This window comes from Izhakiella australiensis (assembly GCF_002006995.1).
GTDB classification, from domain to species: Bacteria; Pseudomonadota; Gammaproteobacteria; order Enterobacterales; family Enterobacteriaceae; genus Izhakiella; species Izhakiella australiensis.
This window is the reverse complement of the sequence record NZ_MRUL01000006.1, coordinates 46596-62233: the sequence shown is the minus strand read 5'-3', so window position 1 is coordinate 62233 and position 15638 is coordinate 46596. Positions and strand designations below refer to the sequence as shown.

13 protein-coding genes are annotated in these 15638 nt (G+C 56.8%); 9 read left to right on the top strand and 4 right to left on the bottom strand.

The window, feature by feature from the left end; translation table 11 throughout:
* The first annotated feature begins 2 nt into the window (after nt 1-2).
* The 5 genes from BTJ39_RS25150 (at nt 3) to fhuB (ending at nt 6892) form a co-directional block, all read left to right on the top strand.
* Nucleotides 3-785, top strand: a complete 783-nt coding sequence (locus BTJ39_RS25150; protein WP_078002688.1) for an acid phosphatase — start codon at nt 3-5, stop codon at nt 783-785.
* 181 nt (nt 786-966) lie between these two features.
* Nucleotides 967-3174 carry a ferrichrome porin FhuA gene (gene fhuA / locus BTJ39_RS10705; RefSeq protein ID WP_078002687.1) on the top strand — a complete coding sequence of 736 codons (2208 nt, stop codon included), beginning with the start codon at nt 967-969 and terminating at the stop codon, nt 3172-3174.
* 47 nt (nt 3175-3221) lie between these two features.
* Nucleotides 3222-4016 carry a Fe3+-hydroxamate ABC transporter ATP-binding protein FhuC gene (gene fhuC / locus BTJ39_RS10700; RefSeq protein WP_078002686.1) on the top strand — a complete coding sequence of 265 codons (795 nt, stop codon included), beginning with the start codon at nt 3222-3224 and terminating at the stop codon, nt 4014-4016.
* A gap of 15 nt (nt 4017-4031) precedes the next feature.
* Complete coding sequence (gene fhuD, locus BTJ39_RS10695) at nt 4032-4922, top strand: Fe(3+)-hydroxamate ABC transporter substrate-binding protein FhuD (RefSeq protein ID WP_078002685.1); 891 nt, start codon at nt 4032-4034, stop codon at nt 4920-4922.
* A complete protein-coding gene (fhuB, locus tag BTJ39_RS10690; protein WP_078002684.1) occupies nt 4919-6892 on the top strand; it encodes a Fe(3+)-hydroxamate ABC transporter permease FhuB in 1974 nt (657 codons plus the stop codon). The genes fhuD and fhuB overlap by 4 nt, the downstream gene beginning before the upstream one ends.
* A gap of 110 nt (nt 6893-7002) precedes the next feature.
* On the opposite strand, the gene hemL is transcribed toward fhuB, so the two are convergent.
* Entirely contained in the window at nt 7003-8286 is a 1284-nt protein-coding gene (gene hemL / locus BTJ39_RS10685) for a glutamate-1-semialdehyde 2,1-aminomutase (RefSeq protein ID WP_078002683.1), read from the bottom strand.
* 169 nt (nt 8287-8455) lie between these two features.
* Here hemL and clcA point away from each other — a divergent pair, with 169 nt between their 5' ends.
* Together clcA and erpA are read left to right on the top strand one after the other, a co-directional pair.
* Nucleotides 8456-9874, top strand: a complete 1419-nt coding sequence (gene clcA / locus BTJ39_RS10680) for a H(+)/Cl(-) exchange transporter ClcA (protein ID WP_078002682.1) — start codon at nt 8456-8458, stop codon at nt 9872-9874.
* Between the two features lie 82 nt (nt 9875-9956).
* Nucleotides 9957-10301 carry an iron-sulfur cluster insertion protein ErpA gene (gene erpA, locus BTJ39_RS10675; protein WP_078002681.1) on the top strand — a complete coding sequence of 115 codons (345 nt, stop codon included), beginning with the start codon at nt 9957-9959 and terminating at the stop codon, nt 10299-10301.
* A 37-nt stretch (nt 10302-10338) separates the two neighbouring features.
* Here erpA and BTJ39_RS10670 read toward each other — a convergent pair whose 3' ends face one another.
* The 3 genes from BTJ39_RS10670 to mtnN form a co-directional block, all read right to left on the bottom strand.
* Nucleotides 10339-10593, bottom strand: a complete 255-nt coding sequence (locus BTJ39_RS10670; protein ID WP_078002680.1) for a hypothetical protein — start codon at nt 10591-10593, stop codon at nt 10339-10341.
* A gap of 99 nt (nt 10594-10692) precedes the next feature.
* Nucleotides 10693-11532: a vitamin B12 ABC transporter substrate-binding protein BtuF gene (gene btuF, locus BTJ39_RS10665; RefSeq protein WP_078002679.1), complete on the bottom strand. Its 840-nt coding sequence runs from the start codon at nt 11530-11532 to the stop codon at nt 10693-10695.
* Nucleotides 11525-12223, bottom strand: coding sequence for a 5'-methylthioadenosine/S-adenosylhomocysteine nucleosidase (mtnN, locus tag BTJ39_RS10660; RefSeq protein ID WP_078002678.1), 699 nt, complete (start codon nt 12221-12223; stop codon nt 11525-11527). The genes btuF and mtnN overlap by 8 nt, the downstream gene beginning before the upstream one ends.
* Before the next feature lie 144 nt (nt 12224-12367).
* On the opposite strand from mtnN, the gene dgt reads away from it, so the two are divergent.
* Nucleotides 12368-13873 carry a dGTPase gene (gene dgt / locus BTJ39_RS10655; protein ID WP_078002677.1) on the top strand — a complete coding sequence of 502 codons (1506 nt, stop codon included), beginning with the start codon at nt 12368-12370 and terminating at the stop codon, nt 13871-13873.
* A 148-nt stretch (nt 13874-14021) separates the two neighbouring features.
* Nucleotides 14022-15446, top strand: a complete 1425-nt coding sequence (gene degP, locus BTJ39_RS10650) for a serine endoprotease DegP (RefSeq protein WP_078002676.1) — start codon at nt 14022-14024, stop codon at nt 15444-15446.
* Nucleotides 15447-15638 lie beyond the last annotated feature (192 nt).

Sequence of the window (15638 nt, the reverse complement as noted above, 5' to 3'; positions counted from 1 at the left end):
AGATGAAAAAATCAGCGTTAAGCGCTGCGCTTTTTGCCGCATGCGGTCTGTTATTTACCGCATCAAGCTTTGCAGCCGATCAACCAGGGACAAAAGCTGACGCATCATGGCATAAACCAACCGGGCCAACCTTCCACGACGTGGCGCAGGCATTCAGTAGCAAAGCCTATCTGCCGCCGCCGCCGAAAAAGGGCGATCCGTTATTCGCGCTGGACATTGCTGAATATAAGGCTGGCTATGCGCTGAAGGGCACGGCGCGCTGGAAGCTGGCTACCAGTGACTCAGATATGAGTACGCCAAATGTTGCCCACATTTTCTCTAAACCTTTTGGCGTCACGATTTCAGCGCAAACCACTCCGGCGCTGTATCGTATTCTGGATTATCTCAACGTAGATAGCGGCGATTACGCGCCGGAAACGGCTAAGAAGTTCTATATGCGTGAACGTCCTTTTGTTTACTTCAAGCATCACACCTGCCAGCCGATCGCGGATGAAAGTTTCCTGCGTACTAATGGTTCTTACCCTTCAGGACATACCGCCTATGCGACCACTATCGCCCTGATACTGGCTCAGCTGCGCCCGGATCGTGGCGACGAGCTGTTCAAGCGTGCCTGGACGTACGGTCAGAGCCGGGTGATTTGCGGCGCGCACTGGCAAAGCGATGTCAACGCCGGGCGGATAGTCGGTGCGGTAGAGTACTCACGACTGCAGAGCCTGCCGGCGTTTCGGAAAGCGCTAAAACAGGCGCAGGAAGAAGTTGATAATCAGCTGAAAACACACCATTAATTTGTAACGTTTGCCGCTGGTTCAGCCCGACTGAACCAGCGCTTATGCCTGCTGGCTCACAGCATAATTCACTTTCGCTGAGCATAACGCTTGCAGTCAAGATAGCGTTTTCATATTATCCAATCCTTCTAATAATCATTCTCGTTTACATTTTGCAAAAATTCCCATCAGAGAAATAAAAATGATTAAAACGCGCGCACTCAATTCTTGTTTGACTATCAATACCGCAAAAAAACCGCTGACGCTGCTGATCGCGCTGGCAACTGGCAGCCTGGCGTTGAGCCAGGCCCAGGCCGCTGAGCAAACGATTACCGTTGAAGCGTCCGCCAGCGACGCTGCCGCTGAAACCGCCTGGGGGCCGGCGCCGACCATTGCCGCTAAGCACAGCGCCACCGGCACCAAAACCGATACGCCTATTGAAAAAACGCCGCAATCAATCTCGGTGGTCACCCGCCAGGAGATGGAGCTGCGCGGCGTTAACACGCTGAAAGACGCGTTTAACTACAGCCCCGGCGTTGTCAGCAACCGCGGCAGCTCTGATGTGATCGATGCGCTTTCCATTCGCGGTTTTAACGAAATCAACACCAACCAGTATCTTGATGGCCTCAAGCTGCAGGGCGATAACTACTCTGAGTTTGCCATCGACCCTTATTTCCTGGAGCGCGCGGAGCTGCTGCGTGGCCCGGCCTCGGTGCTGTACGGCAAGAGCAACCCCGGCGGCGTGGTGGCAATGGTAAGCAAACGTCCGACGCTGGAAACCCTGCACGAAGTGCGCTTTCAGATGGGCACCGATAACCTGTTTTCCACCGGCTTCGATTTTGGCGGCGCGCTGGACGATAACGGTGAGTTCTCCTATCGCCTGACGGGCCTGGCGCGCGATGCTGAAGCTCAGCAGCAGGCAAATAAAGAGAAACGCTATACTATCGCACCTTCTTTCAGCTGGCGTCCTGATGAAAACACCACCTTCACTTTCCTCAGCTATTTCCAGAATGAGCCGGAAACTGGCTATTACGGCTGGCTGCCGCGCGAGGGTACGGTGGTGCCTTATATCGACCCGAATGGCAATCAGCGTAAGTTGCCGACTGATTTTGATGACGGCGACAGCAATAAAATCTCACGCAACACCAAAATGGTGGGATACAACTTCGAACATAGCTTTAACGATACCTGGACCGTACGTCAGAATCTGCGCTATGCCGATATGAAAACCGATTATTTCACCATCTACGGCAACGGATTTAGCCCGGCGACCAGCGAAATTCTGCGCGGCTATGCCAAGTCGAAAGAAGAGCTGAACCAGTTTGCCGTCGACACCCAGGCGCAGGCCAAATTCTCTACCGGCGCGCTCGATCATACCTTGCTGATGGGCGTCGATTATCAGCGTACCCGTAACGACATTGACGCTATTTTCGGTTCCGCCGCGCCGCTCAGCGCTTACGATCCGCACTACGGCAACAATCAGATGGTTGGCAGCGGCTTCCCGTATCGCTATCTGAACAAGCAGGAACAAACCGGTCTGTATACGCAAGACCAGATGGAGTGGAACAACTGGGTGCTGACGCTGGGTGGCCGCTATGACTACGCCATGACCTCGGCGTACAACCGTAGCAGCGAAAGCGAAGCGAAAAATCACGACCAGGCCTTTACCTGGCGCGGCGGCCTGAACTACGTGTTCGATAACGGTATTGCGCCGTACTTTAGCTACAGCGAATCCTTTATCCCAACCTCAGGCACCAACTCAGCAGGACAGCCTTTCGATCCGTCGCGCGCCAAGCAGTATGAAACCGGGATCAAATACGTACCGAAAGATCGTCCGATTGTTATCACCGGCGCGCTGTTCCAGCTGACCAAAGATAAAAACCTGACGGGCGATCCGGACAACAGCAATTTTAACGTGCAAAGCGGCGAAATCCGTTCGCGCGGTTTCGAGCTGGAGGCCAAAGCGGCGTTGACGCCGAACATCAATATGATGGCGTCTTATACCTATACCGACGCGGTTTATACTCACGATACCAAGTATAAAGATCGCACCCCGGTGCAGGCGCCTAAGCACATGGCTTCGCTGTGGGCGGATTATACCTTCCACGAAACGGCGCTTTCCGGGCTGACATTTGGCGCTGGCGTACGTTACGTTGGCGAGAGCCAGGGGCTGTATCAGTTCCAGAGTGGGACTGACAACGAAAACAAAAACTTTGCCGTTGCCGGTTACACCACGGTGGATGCCCTGGTTAAATACGACCTCGGTCGCTTTGGCCTGCCTGGCTCGTCCATTGGGGTGAATATCAACAATTTGCTTGACCGCGAATACGTTGCCAGCTGCTATCACGAATACGATTGCTACTGGGGCCACGATCGTCAGATTATCGGCACCGCGACTTTCCGTTTCTAATGTACAACCGGGCGCGAACTCTCGCGCCCGTCTACCAGAAGATAACCATGTCATCACAACGCGCGCAGGACTCAACTTTTACGCTTAACGACGCAGGATTCAGCGTACCGGGGCGAACGCTGCTCCAGCCGCTTTCTCTGACCTTTCCCGCCGGACGAGTCTGCGGCCTGATTGGGCATAACGGTTCAGGAAAGTCCACGTTGTTGAAGATGCTTGGGCGTCACCACGCTGCGTCAACCGGCGAGATACTGCTGAATCAAACCCCCCTGAGTGCCTGGCAGAGTAAAGCGTTTGCCCGTGAAGTGGCCTATCTGCCGCAGCAGCTGCCAGCCGCTGAAGGCATGACGGTGCGGGAGCTGGTCGCCATTGGCCGCTACCCCTGGCACGGGGCGCTGGGGCGCTATGGTCATGACGATCGCCAGCACGTTGATGAAGCGATTGCGCTGGTTGGGTTAAAGCCGCTGGCGCACCGGCTGGTGGATAGCCTGTCCGGCGGTGAACGACAGCGCGCCTGGATTGCCATGCTGGTGGCGCAAAACAGCCGCTGCCTGCTGTTAGATGAACCCACCTCCGCGCTGGACATCGCCCATCAGGTGGAAGTGCTGGCGCTGATTCAGCGCTTAAGCCACCAGCGCGGGCTGACGGTTATCGTGGTGCTGCATGATATTAATATGGCGGCGCGCTACTGCGATCGGCTGGTGGCGCTGCGCGCCGGAAAAATGATTTCGCAGGGCGAGCCGGCTGAAATCATGACCACTGAGGTACTCGGCGAGATTTACGGCATTCCGATGGGTATCCTGCCGCATCCTACCCATGGTACGCCCGTTAGCTTTGTTTACTGAGTACAGGATGCTGTGATGCCTGATTCGCTTCGCCGCCGTTTTTTAACCGCACTGGCTCTCTCGCCAATGATGTTCAGCCTGCCGCTGCGCGCGGCGGCGCAGGGTGCTTCGGTCGATATTACCCGCATTGCGGCCCTTGAATGGCTGCCGGTTGAGCTGCTGCTGACTCTCGGCGTAACGCCGTATGCCGTGGCAGAAATACAGGGCTATCGGGCCTGGGTTGCCGACCCGATCATTCCTGATAGCTGCATTGAATTAGGCTTACGCACCGAACCCAATATGGAGCTGCTTACCGAGCTGCGGCCTTCGCTGATCCTGCATTCCCAGGGCTACGGTCCGGCAAAGTCAATGCTGACCCCGATCGCCCCTTCACTGGCTTTCCCCTTTAACGACGGGCGCGGCAAGCCGCTGCTAACGGCGCGCACTTCGCTGATGACCCTGGCGCAGCATATTGGCCGGGTTGCTCAGGCTGAACAGCAACTTGCCGCGCTGGATAAGTTACTTAGCCAGACGCGGCAACAGCTGGTCGGGCGGGTGAAAAGACCCATTCTGCTGATGTCGCTGCTGGATGAGCAGCATGCGCTGGTATTTGGTCACGGCAGCCTGTTTCTGGACGTGATGCAGGAACTGGCGGTACCCAATGCCTGGCAGGGGGAAACTAACTTCTGGGGCAGCGCGGTGATTGGCATTGAACGGCTGGCCGAAATGCAGGATGTCGATGCGCTTTGCTTTGCCCACTCTGACGAACTTGCTATGCAACGCGTCAGTCAGACGCCGCTATGGCAGGCGATGCCTTTTGTCCGCTCCGGGCGTTTTAAGCGCATTCCGGCGGTGTGGTTTTATGGCGGCATCTGGTCGGCGATGCGCTTTTGCCATCTGCTAAACCAGGGAGTGGCAGCAGCATGAAAACCTATTCCCGCCTTGGCGTGCTGACCCTGCTGGCGCTGACAGCTGCGGCGCTGGCGCTGACCATTTATAACTTCCACTATCATCTGCCTTTTACTCAGTGGCGTCAGGGATTTTCACATCCCGACAGCAGCCAGGTAGCAGAAATGGTATTTCACTACAGCTTGCTGCCGCGCCTGGTGATGGCATTGCTGGTCGGTGCAGGTTTGGGGCTGGCGGGCCTGTTATTTCAGCAGGTGCTGCGTAACCCGCTGGCTGAGCCGACGACGCTTGGGGTTTCTGCCGGAGCTCAGCTGGGGCTGACCGCGGCGACGCTGTGGGGGAGCGGCTTAATTCCGCCATCCCTTGCGGCGCTTGGCGGATCGTTACTGCTTGGCCTGCTGGTATTCGGCGTTGCCTGGGGGAAACGCCTGTCGCCGGTGACGTTAATTCTGGCTGGGCTGGTGCTCTCTTTGTACTGCGGAGCGGTTAACCAGCTGATTGGCCTGTTTAATCATGAACGTTTGCAAAGCGTATTGCTGTGGGGAACCGGCACGCTGAACCAGATGGACTGGCAGGGGGCGCTTTCTCTCTGGCCGCGGGTATTTCTTTGCTTTGTGCTGGCCTTGCTGCTGCTGCGCCCGCTAACGCTGATGGGGCTTGATGACGGGGTGGCGAAAAACCTTGGTTTGGCGCTGTCACTGGTGCGGGTTGCCACCCTGCTGCTGGCTATCGTGCTTAGTGCCCAGCTGGTCAATGCCGTTGGTATTATTGGTTTTATCGGCCTGTTCGCGCCGCTGCTGGCAAAGCTGCTGGGCGGGCGGCGCCTGCTTAGCCGCATGCTGCTGGCGCCGCTAATCGGCGCGCTGTTGCTGTGGCTGGCCGATCAGTGCGTCATCTGGCTAACCGATAACTGGCGTGAGGTATCCACCGGTACCGTCACCGCAATCATCGGCGCGCCGCTGCTGCTGTGGCTGTTGCCGCGCCTGCACAGCGGAATGGCGCCGCCGCCGCTCAATCAGGGCGACAGCGTGGCGCGTGAACGTCAAAGGCTGGCGTTATGGGCGGCAAGCGCGCTGGCGATACTGGTTATTATGCTGGTGGTTGCGCTTAGCTTTGGCCGGGGGGCGCATGGCTGGCTGTGGGCCAGCGGCGATCTCTGGCATCAGCTGCTGCCCTGGCGGCTGCCACGCGTGATGGCCGCGCTGGCTGCCGGAACAATGCTGGCGGTTGCCGGCTGTCTGGTTCAGCGTCTGACCGGCAACCCGATGGCCAGCCCGGAAGTGCTGGGCATCAGCTCTGGCGCGACCTTCGGCGTGGTGATCATGCTGTTTCTGGTTCCGGGTGACGCCTTTGGCTGGCTGTTTGTCGCTGGCAGTCTCGGCGCGGCCGTGACCCTGATGGTTATTTTGCTGATCTCGGCGCGCGGCGAGTTCTCACCGACGCGTATGCTGCTGGCGGGGATGGGATTAAGTACCGCCTTCAGTACGCTGCTGGTGCTGCTGCTGGCCAGCGGCGACCCGCGCATGGCGGTTCTGATGACGTGGATCGCGGGTTCAACCTACAGCGTTACGCTGCAAGGCGCGCTGCATACCGCTATCGTTGCGCTGATCCTGATAGCCCTGGCGCCGCTGTGCCGACGCTGGTTGATGATCCTGCCTCTGGGAGGCGCCACCGCGCGCGCGGTGGGTATTGCCCTGACGCCAAGCCGGGTAACGATATTACTGCTGGTGGCCGGGTTGACGGCGGCGGCAACGCTGACGGTCGGGCCGTTAAGCTTTATCGGCCTGATGGCGCCGCACATGGCGCGGATGATGGGATTCCGGCGTACTATGCCGCAGTTGGTGATCGCCACGCTGCTCGGTGGCGGCCTGATGGTACTGGCCGACTGGTGTGGGCGGATGGTGGTGTTCCCCAGCCAGGTGCCGGCCGGTTTGCTGGCGACTTTTATCGGCGCGCCTTATTTTGTCTGGCTGCTGCGCAAGTCCTGAACAGCGCGCCCCTTTTACGGCGTTAGCAGGCCGGGAAAATGTTTCTTTATGACCACATGACCATTCGCGGCCCGTTATTGCAACGGGCCGCACTGAGCCGCAGCGACAGGTCAGTTTAACCTGGCGAAAACCCGGCGGGCGGCAGCAATGGTGTCATTGATATCCTGCTGACTGTGTGCCAGCGACATAAATCCGGCTTCATACGCTGATGGCGCCAGGTAAACGCCTTCTGCCAGCATCAGATGGAAGAAGCGCTTAAACCGCTCCACGTCGCAGCGGGTAACGTCGGTGTAGCAGGTAACGCGTTCGGCCTCGGTGAAAAACAGGCCAAACATGCCGCCAACGTTGTTAACCACCAGCGGTATGCCATGTTGTCTGGCGGCATCCAGCAGGCCCTGGGCCAGCTGATTGGTCAGGTCTGCCAGCGTTTCATGTACGCCGGTTTGCGCAATTTCACTAAGACAGGCATAGCCGGCCGCCATGGCGATAGGGTTACCGGAAAGGGTGCCCGCCTGGTAAACCGGGCCGGTCGGCGCCAGCGCCATCATCACATCGCGACGCCCGCCAAAAGCCCCCACCGGCATGCCGCCACCGATAATTTTACCCAGACAGGTCAGGTCCGGCGTGACGTCATACCAGGCCTGGGCGCCGCCCAGCGCGACGCGAAATCCGGTCATCACCTCATCAATAATCAGCAGCGCGCCAAACTCATCGCACAGGCTGCGCAGGCCGGGTAAAAATTCCGGCTCCGGCGGAATGCAGTTCATATTACCGGCAACCGGCTCAACAATGATGCAGGCGATCTCGTGCGGATATTGCGCAAAAGCGGCGCGAACCGAGCTGAGATCGTTATAGGTGCAGGTCAGGGTGTGTTTCGCAAAGTCGGCGGGTACGCCGGGCGAGTTTGGCTGGCCCAGCGTCAGCGCGCCGGAGCCGGCTTTAACCAGCAGATGGTCAGCATGACCGTGATAACAGCCTTCAAACTTAATCAGTTTATCGCGGCCGGTAAAGCCGCGCGCCAGGCGAATAGCGCTCATCGTTGCTTCGGTGCCGGAGTTCACCATGCGCACCATATCCATACTGGGAACCAGTTCGGTGACCAGCCGGGCCATATCAACTTCCATCGCCGTCGGCGCGCCAAAGCTCAACCCGCGCTGTGCGGCTTCGATGACCGCGTTGCGAATGGCCGGATGATTGTGGCCCAGTACCATCGGGCCCCATGAGCCGACGTAGTCAATGTAGGCTTTGCCGTCGACATCGTACAGATAGGCGCCATTGGCGCGTTCAATAAAAAGCGGCGCGCCGCCAACGCCGGTAAACGCGCGCACCGGCGAGTTAACGCCGCCGGGAATGAGCTGCTGCGCCTGCGCGAACAGGTTTTCTGACTTACTCATGGGATCGCTCCTGAATCCGGAAAAAGAATATCCCGCTCATTCTAAGAAAAGCGGCGATGTGGTGGAAGGACTGATGGCGCAACGACATTTTTTAATACGTAATTTTCTCACTTTTCATCCTTTCCCCCGCTATCATACTGGCAGATTTCTTTAGATAATTTTGCCAACTATGAACAACGACAACGACAGCGAATCAGGTGAAGGCCAGAAGGTCACCGCGCCACGCCGTATCGATTTTCTCCGTCTGGTGCTGCGGCGTGACCGCACGCCGATAAAAATATTGCTGCTTGCGGCGCTGGTCGGCGTGCTGGCGGGGCTGCTCGGCGTCGCTTTTGAAAAGGCGGTGAACGCGATTATCGCCTGGCGGCTGGGCATACTGTCCCATAGCGGACACTGGTCTCTGCTCAGCTACCCGCTGACGATTGGGATTTCTGCGCTGCTGGCCATGATCGGCTACTGGCTGGTGCGGCGTGTGGCACCGGAGGCGGCGGGGTCAGGTATTCCGGAAATCGAAGGTGCGCTGGAAGAATTGCGGCCGGTGCGCTGGTGGCGGGTTATCCCGGTAAAATTTATCGGCGGTTTGGGTACCCTCGGCGCCGGTATGGTGCTGGGACGCGAGGGACCAACGGTTCAGATGGGCGGCAACATTGGCTGCATGGTGCTTGATATCTTTCGCATTAAGCACGCGGAAACCCGCCATACGCTACTGGCAACCGGCGCCGCCGCCGGCCTGTCAGCCGCGTTTAATGCGCCGCTTGCCGGTATCCTGTTTATTATTGAAGAAATGCGCTTGCAGTTTCGCTACAGCCTGATCTCCATTAAGGCGGTGTTTCTCGGCGTAGTGATGTCCTGCATCGTCTACCGCTACTTTAACGGTGCCGGCGCGGTCATTGCCATGGGGCGTCTGGGCGATGCTTCAATCAAATCGCTCTGGCTTTATCTGCTGCTGGGATTGCTGTTTGGCGCCGTCGGCGCCGCCTTCAATACGCTGGTGTACCGCATACAGGACCGCTTTCTGGCCCTTCACAGCCGTGGCATGCGCTATACGTTATTAACCGGGGCGCTGCTGGGCGGACTTTGCGGGCTGCTGGGAATGATCGAACCCGAGGCCGCCGGCGGGGGCTTTAATCTGATCCCGATGGCGGCGGCGGGTCACTATGCCCTCGGCACGCTGCTGTTTATTTTCATCTCCCGCGTGGCAACGACGCTGCTGTGCTTTTGCTCCGGCGCCCCCGGCGGCATTTTCGCGCCGATGCTGGCGTTGGGGACGCTGGCCGGTACCGCGTTTGGTATGGCCTGTAGCGCGCTGTTGCCAGGCTGGTCGCTCGATCCCGGCACTTTTGCCATTGCCGGTATGGGCGCGCTGTTCGCCGCCTCAGTGCGGGCGCCGCTGACGGGCATCGTTCTGGTACTGGAGATGAGCGACAACTATCAGCTGATTCTGCCGATGATTATTACCTGCTTTGGGGCGACCCTGGTGGCGCAGTTTTGCGGCGGTCAGCCGCTTTATTCCACGCTGCTGGCGCGTACCCTTGCCAGGCAGTCAACGCAGCCAGGCACAGCACAGGCTGCTCACTCTGCTCAATGATCAAACTTGCCAGCGAAGGATGGGTAGCGGATAATAAAATCATGATGGTCGCACTGCGGCCTGCAGTAGACTGGAGTGAAATATGAGTGATGACGTAGCGCTGCCCCTGCAATTTACCGAAGCAGCGGCAAAGAAAGTCAAAAACCTGATTGCTGATGAAGAGAATCCCGAGCTGAAGCTGCGGGTTTATATTACCGGCGGCGGATGTAGCGGCTTCCAGTACGGTTTTACCTTTGACGACCAAATCAACGACGGCGACATGACCATTGAAAAAGCGGGCGTGGCGCTGGTGGTCGATCCCATGAGCCTGCAATATCTGGTGGGCGGCTCGGTCGATTACACCGAAGGGCTGGAAGGTTCGCGTTTTATCGTGACCAATCCTAATGCCAAAAGCACCTGCGGTTGCGGTTCCTCTTTCAGCGTCTGATAAAAAACGCCTGAGCAATGCTCAGGCGTTGAATTATTTACCACTCTATGGTGATCAGCCGCGCTCTGCGGCGCGTCTTGTCATCCGGATAAAAATCCTGCCGAATCACTCTTGGTTGTAAAGCCGCCTGATTACCACAATCGATGCCAGGCGTGGTTGCTGTGATGCTTTGCCCATCAATATGGCATTGCGCCGGGATGGTCAAACGAACCTGAATTACGCCCGTCGTAGCCGCTGCCCAGAGTTCGCTCGCCATCATTAGCCCGAAGGCCAGAATAATGGCTTTTTTCATTCCAGGTCCTGGTGTTAAAAACCCCGAAGGGCACGATGGGCGACGCAATAAACATCCCGGCCGCCTTGTTATTATTTATCGGCGCGTTATTCGCGTACTTTAATCAACGCTAACGGTTTTTTTTGCTGTTGCCGGGGCGTCGGACTGTAGCTGGCGGCACAGCGATTGCGCCGCCAGCAGGATGCGCGGGCCGGGGCGGCTAAACCAGTCATCATTGAGGGCGACGATCGGGACTTTCAGCTGAGGCTGCCAGAAAGCGCGTATGGCGGCCTTCTGCTGTTCGCCGCCGACGGTGACGATGAGCTGCGGATGACGCGTTAGCACCTGTTCGCGGCTAACCTGCGGCCAGGGAACGCGACTGTCAGCAAAAATATTTTCACCGCCGCAAAGCTTCAGCACCTGATTTTGCAGGGTATTGCCGGCAGCGGTAAACATCGGACGCAGGCCAAACTGTAGAAAGACCGGCCGACGCGTGGGATTTGCATAGCGCCGCTGTAGTTCGCTGAGCTGGGCGTTCAGCCGGCTGGCTTCTTGCTCAGCTTGCGCCGGGTCGGGGCTCCACTGTGCCAGAGAGCGAACGCTTTGTACGACCTCTTGCAGCGTTTCCGGCTGCAGCCATATCACTTTTATGCCCAGCTTTTCCAGCTGGCTGACCTGGCGTTGTGGGTTGCCGCCGCGCCATGCCAGTACGACATCGGGTTTCAGGGTGAGGATGCGCTCAACGTTGATGCCCTGCCAGTTGGCGACGCGCTCAATGTTAGCGGCGGCGGCGGGGAAGTCTGAATAACTGCTGACGCCGACCGGGGTAATAGTGGCGGCGAAAGCCAGTTCGGTCAGCGCCGGCGCCAGCGTTATGACGCGCGGCGCCGCCTGCGCGGAGGCCGTCAGCGCCAGCAGCAGGCCAAGCCAGGCACCCAGCAGGCCGGATAATTTAGCCACGGCTGAGATGGGCTAACAGGGTTTCCACCATCAGGGAAGATTGTTTGGCGGCGGTTACCAGAAATTCGTCAAAGCTCAGATGAGACTCGCGATCGGCAACGTCGGAAATGGCGCGGATCACCACGAAAGGCACGCCAAACTGATGGCAGACGTGACCAATGGCGCTCGACTCCATTTCAACGGCAATCGCCTGTGGGAAGGTCGAGCGGATGCGCGCCAGCGGCTCGGCACCGTTAATGAACGCATCGCCGCTCACCACCAGCCCGCGAACGGCATGCAGCGACAGCCGGGCGATGCACTGCTCGGCGGCGGCGATCAATTTCTCATCGGCTTTAAACGCCGGCGGACAGCCCGCCATCTGACCCGGTTGATAACCAAAGGCGGTGACATCGGCATCGTGGTAGCGTACTTCATCAGATACCACGATATCGCCGACGTTTAGTGAAGGCGCGAGGCCGCCAGCGGAGCCGGTGTTGATAATCAGGTCCGGTTTACAAAGCTCCAGCAGCAGCGTGGTGCCAAGTGCGGCGGAGACTTTGCCGATACCCGACTTCAGCAGCGCAACTTCAACGCCGTTCAGTACGCCGGTGTAAATTTCACAGCCGGCCAGCGTAACCGTCTGACGGTTTTCAATTTTCTCGCGCAGCAGGGTGACTTCCTGTTCCATTGCGCCAATAATGCCTGCTTTCATAGAGTTACTCGCTTAGTGTTATAAATTGCTTAGGGATTCGCCGCATAGTTTACCAGTAGCGGGTGACAGGACACAGCCTGAAATGGCAGCATGCTATTCAGGCAGCACGTTGAGTCAGTTACGCGCAGGATAAAGGAGCCGAAGATGGGCGGGATCGATTTCAGGAAAAAAATCAGCTATCTGCGCCGCTACCGGGCGGTGCAGGGTCATAAAGATGAGCATGAAATTCTGCGTATTTTCGAAAGCGATCGCGGACGAATAATCAACTCTGCAGCAATACGACGCTTGCAGCAGAAGACCCAGGTTTTTCCGCTGGAACGTAACGCCGCAGTGCGCTCCCGCCTGACCCATTCGCTGGAAGTGCAGCAGGTAGGGCGCTATATCGCCAAAGAGATACTGACCCGCCTGAAAGAGCAGCAGGGCCTGGAGAAGTACGGGCTGGAAGCGCTGACCGGTCCTTTTGAAAGCGTGGTTGAGATGGCCTGTCTGATGCACGATATCGGCAACCCGCCGTTCGGTCATTTCGGCGAGTCGGCCATCAACGACTGGTTCCGTCAGCATCTTGCTCACAGCTGGCCGCAAGGTCTGGTACCTGACGATCCCTGCAAAGTCGCCATCCTGCGTTATCGGGAAGACGGCCTGAACGATCTACGTGCAAAGATTCGTCAGGATTTAAGTTTTTTTGAAGGCAACGCGCAGGCTATTCGCCTGGTGCATACCCTGATGAAAATGAATCTCACCTGGGCGCAGGTCGGCTGCATTTTTAAATATACCCGCCCGGCCTGGCATCGTGGCGATCTGCCCGCAGGCCACAGCTACCTGATGAAAAAACCGGGTTATTATCTGGCTGAAGAAGAATACATTTCTCGCATGCGCAGCGCGCTTCAGCTGGAAAAATATAGTCGTTTCCCGCTAACTTATATTATGGAGGCGGCGGATGATATTTCATATTGCGTTGCCGATCTTGAAGATGCGGTAGAAAAAAATATTTTCACCGTCGAGCAACTCTATCAATATCTTTATCATCTCTGGCCGCAGCATAAAAAGGGCGACCTGTTCGATCTGGTGGTTAATAATGCGCAGGCTAAATCTAAAGCTAACCGCCTGAGCCGCAGCAGCGAAGATCAATTCTTTATGTATTTGCGGGTCAATACCGTTGCCTGCCTGGTCCCTCAGGCCGCAGATTGTTTCATTGCTAACCTCGAGGCAATCTATCACGGCAATTTCAACCAGGCCTTGCTGGAGGATGAAAGTCCCCATAGCCGGCTGCTGGATATATTTAAAAAAGTTGCCATTCGCCACGTATTTAATCATCCGGATGTTGAACAGCTGGAATTACAAGGCTACCGGGTAATTAGGGGGCTATTGGATATTTACAGCCCGCTGCTGACGTTAACGCATGTTGAATTTACCGAGCTGGTTGAAAACGATGCGTTAAAAAGTTACCCGATTGAAACCCGCCTGTACCATAAGCTGTCGACGCGCTTTCGCCTGGCCTATAGCGAAGCAGTGGCGAAACTCAGCCCGCTGGCCGACGATTTCCCGCTGTGGGAATATTATTACCGCGCGCGCCTTATTCAGGATTATATCAGCGGCATGACCGACCTCTACGCCTGGGATGAATATCGCCGGCTGATGGCGGTGGAATAACACAGGCTGAGAAGCTGATTTGTAAATTTAAAATATAAATTTTTACTTTTACCAAATACTTAAACATAAACTAAAGGATAAAAGTTATCTCTCACCTTACGGCCAGCAAAATGGTCTTGCGATTAGACACAGTAAGAGATAAAGACGAATGAAAAAGACAGCGTTAGTTTGCAGTGCTCTGGCGATGAGCCTGTTTATGGCGATGAGTCCACTAAGCGCAACCGCAGCCGAAACGGCTTCTTCTTCCAGCCAGCAGCTGCCGAGCCTGGCGCCGATGCTAAAAAAAATTATGCCATCGGTAGTGAGCATCAGCGTTGAGGGGAGCACTACGGTAAAAACGCCGCGCCTGCCGCAGCAGTTTGAACAATTTTTTGGCGGCAATTCCCCTTTCTGTACCGATGGTTCGCCTTTCCAGGGATCGCCGATGTGTCAGGGAGGCAATGACGGCGGCGGCACGCAGCAGGAGAAATTCCGCGCGCTGGGGTCCGGCGTTATCATTAACGCCGAAAAAGGCTACGTGGTGACCAATAATCACGTGATCGCTAATGCCACTAAAATTCACGTTCAGACCAGTGACGGCCACCGCTATGTCGCCAAGGTTATCGGCAAAGATCCGCAAACCGACATTGCTCTGCTGCAGCTGAAGGACTTTAAAAATCTGACCGCAATTAAAATTGCCGATTCAGATAATCTCCAGGTCGGGGACTATGCTGTCGCCATCGGCAACCCCTATGGGTTGGGCGAAACCGTGACCTCCGGCATCGTTTCCGCCCTCGGCCGCAGCGGCTTGAACGTGGAAAATTATGAGAACTTTATTCAGACCGATGCGGCGATCAACCGGGGTAACTCCGGCGGCGCGCTGGTTAACCTGAACGGCGAACTGATCGGTATTAATACCGCTATTCTGGCGCCGGACGGCGGTAATATCGGTATCGGCTTTGCCATCCCCAGCAATATGGTGAAAAACCTGACCGAGCAAATGCTGAAGTATGGTGAGGTGAAACGCGGTGAGCTCGGCATTATGGGAACCGAGCTGACCTCCGATCTGGCGAAGGCGATGAAGGTCGACGCGCAGCGCGGCGCCTTTGTCAGCCAGGTTCTGCCTGATACCTCGGCGGCGAAAGCGGGAATCAAAGCCGGTGATGTGATCGTTTCAATTAACGGTAAAAAAATCTCCAGCTTTGCCTCGCTGCGCGCCGAAATAGGCACGCTGCCCGTTGGCACCAAACTCGCTCTGGGGCTGCTGCGTAGTGGACAACCGATGACGGTGAACGTAACCCTGCAGCAGAGCACCCAGGCGAAGATCGCCTCGGTCAACATTTTCAAAGGCATTGAGGGCGCTGAGCTGGGTAATTACGATGAGAAAGGCGTGCAGGGCGTGCGGGTCGACAGCGTTAAACCCAACTCTGCGGCTGCCAGCATCGGCCTGCAAAAGGGCGATATCATCCTGGGTGTTAACCAACAGCCGGTGCATAACCTGGGTGAGCTGCGCAAAGTTTTTGACAGCAAGCCATCGGTTCTGGCGCTGAATATTAAGCGTGGTGATACCTCCATTTATCTGTTGATGCAGTAACCCTGAGACGGCCGGTTTTTTAACCGGCCGTTTCTCCTTTTCCTGCCTGCCTGATGTCATTTCCCCCTGGCGAACGTGTTGCCAGGCGCTTTATGCAAATGCACAATATCAGATCGATAACCAGACCTTATTAACAGACGCAGTACGCCGATCCCGGCTATGCTGCGTCCATTAACTCTGGCAGGAACTCCC

Excerpts from the sequence above, each read along its gene's own strand:
- BTJ39_RS25150 (WP_078002688.1), top strand. The coding sequence starts at position 3 with ATGAAAAAATCAGCGTTAAGCGCTGCGCTTTTTGCCGCATGCGGTCTG.
- fhuA (WP_078002687.1), top strand. The coding sequence starts at position 967 with ATGATTAAAACGCGCGCACTCAATTCTTGTTTGACTATCAATACCGCA.
- fhuC (WP_078002686.1), top strand. The coding sequence starts at position 3,222 with ATGTCATCACAACGCGCGCAGGACTCAACTTTTACGCTTAACGACGCA.
- fhuD (WP_078002685.1), top strand. The coding sequence starts at position 4,032 with ATGCCTGATTCGCTTCGCCGCCGTTTTTTAACCGCACTGGCTCTCTCG.
- fhuB (WP_078002684.1), top strand. The coding sequence starts at position 4,919 with ATGAAAACCTATTCCCGCCTTGGCGTGCTGACCCTGCTGGCGCTGACA.
- hemL (WP_078002683.1), bottom strand. The coding sequence starts at position 8,286 with ATGAGTAAGTCAGAAAACCTGTTCGCGCAGGCGCAGCAGCTCATTCCC.
- clcA (WP_078002682.1), top strand. The coding sequence starts at position 8,456 with ATGAACAACGACAACGACAGCGAATCAGGTGAAGGCCAGAAGGTCACC.
- erpA (WP_078002681.1), top strand. The coding sequence starts at position 9,957 with ATGAGTGATGACGTAGCGCTGCCCCTGCAATTTACCGAAGCAGCGGCA.
- BTJ39_RS10670 (WP_078002680.1), bottom strand. The coding sequence starts at position 10,593 with ATGAAAAAAGCCATTATTCTGGCCTTCGGGCTAATGATGGCGAGCGAA.
- mtnN (WP_078002678.1), bottom strand. The coding sequence starts at position 12,223 with ATGAAAGCAGGCATTATTGGCGCAATGGAACAGGAAGTCACCCTGCTG.
- dgt (WP_078002677.1), top strand. The coding sequence starts at position 12,368 with ATGGGCGGGATCGATTTCAGGAAAAAAATCAGCTATCTGCGCCGCTAC.
- degP (WP_078002676.1), top strand. The coding sequence starts at position 14,022 with ATGAAAAAGACAGCGTTAGTTTGCAGTGCTCTGGCGATGAGCCTGTTT.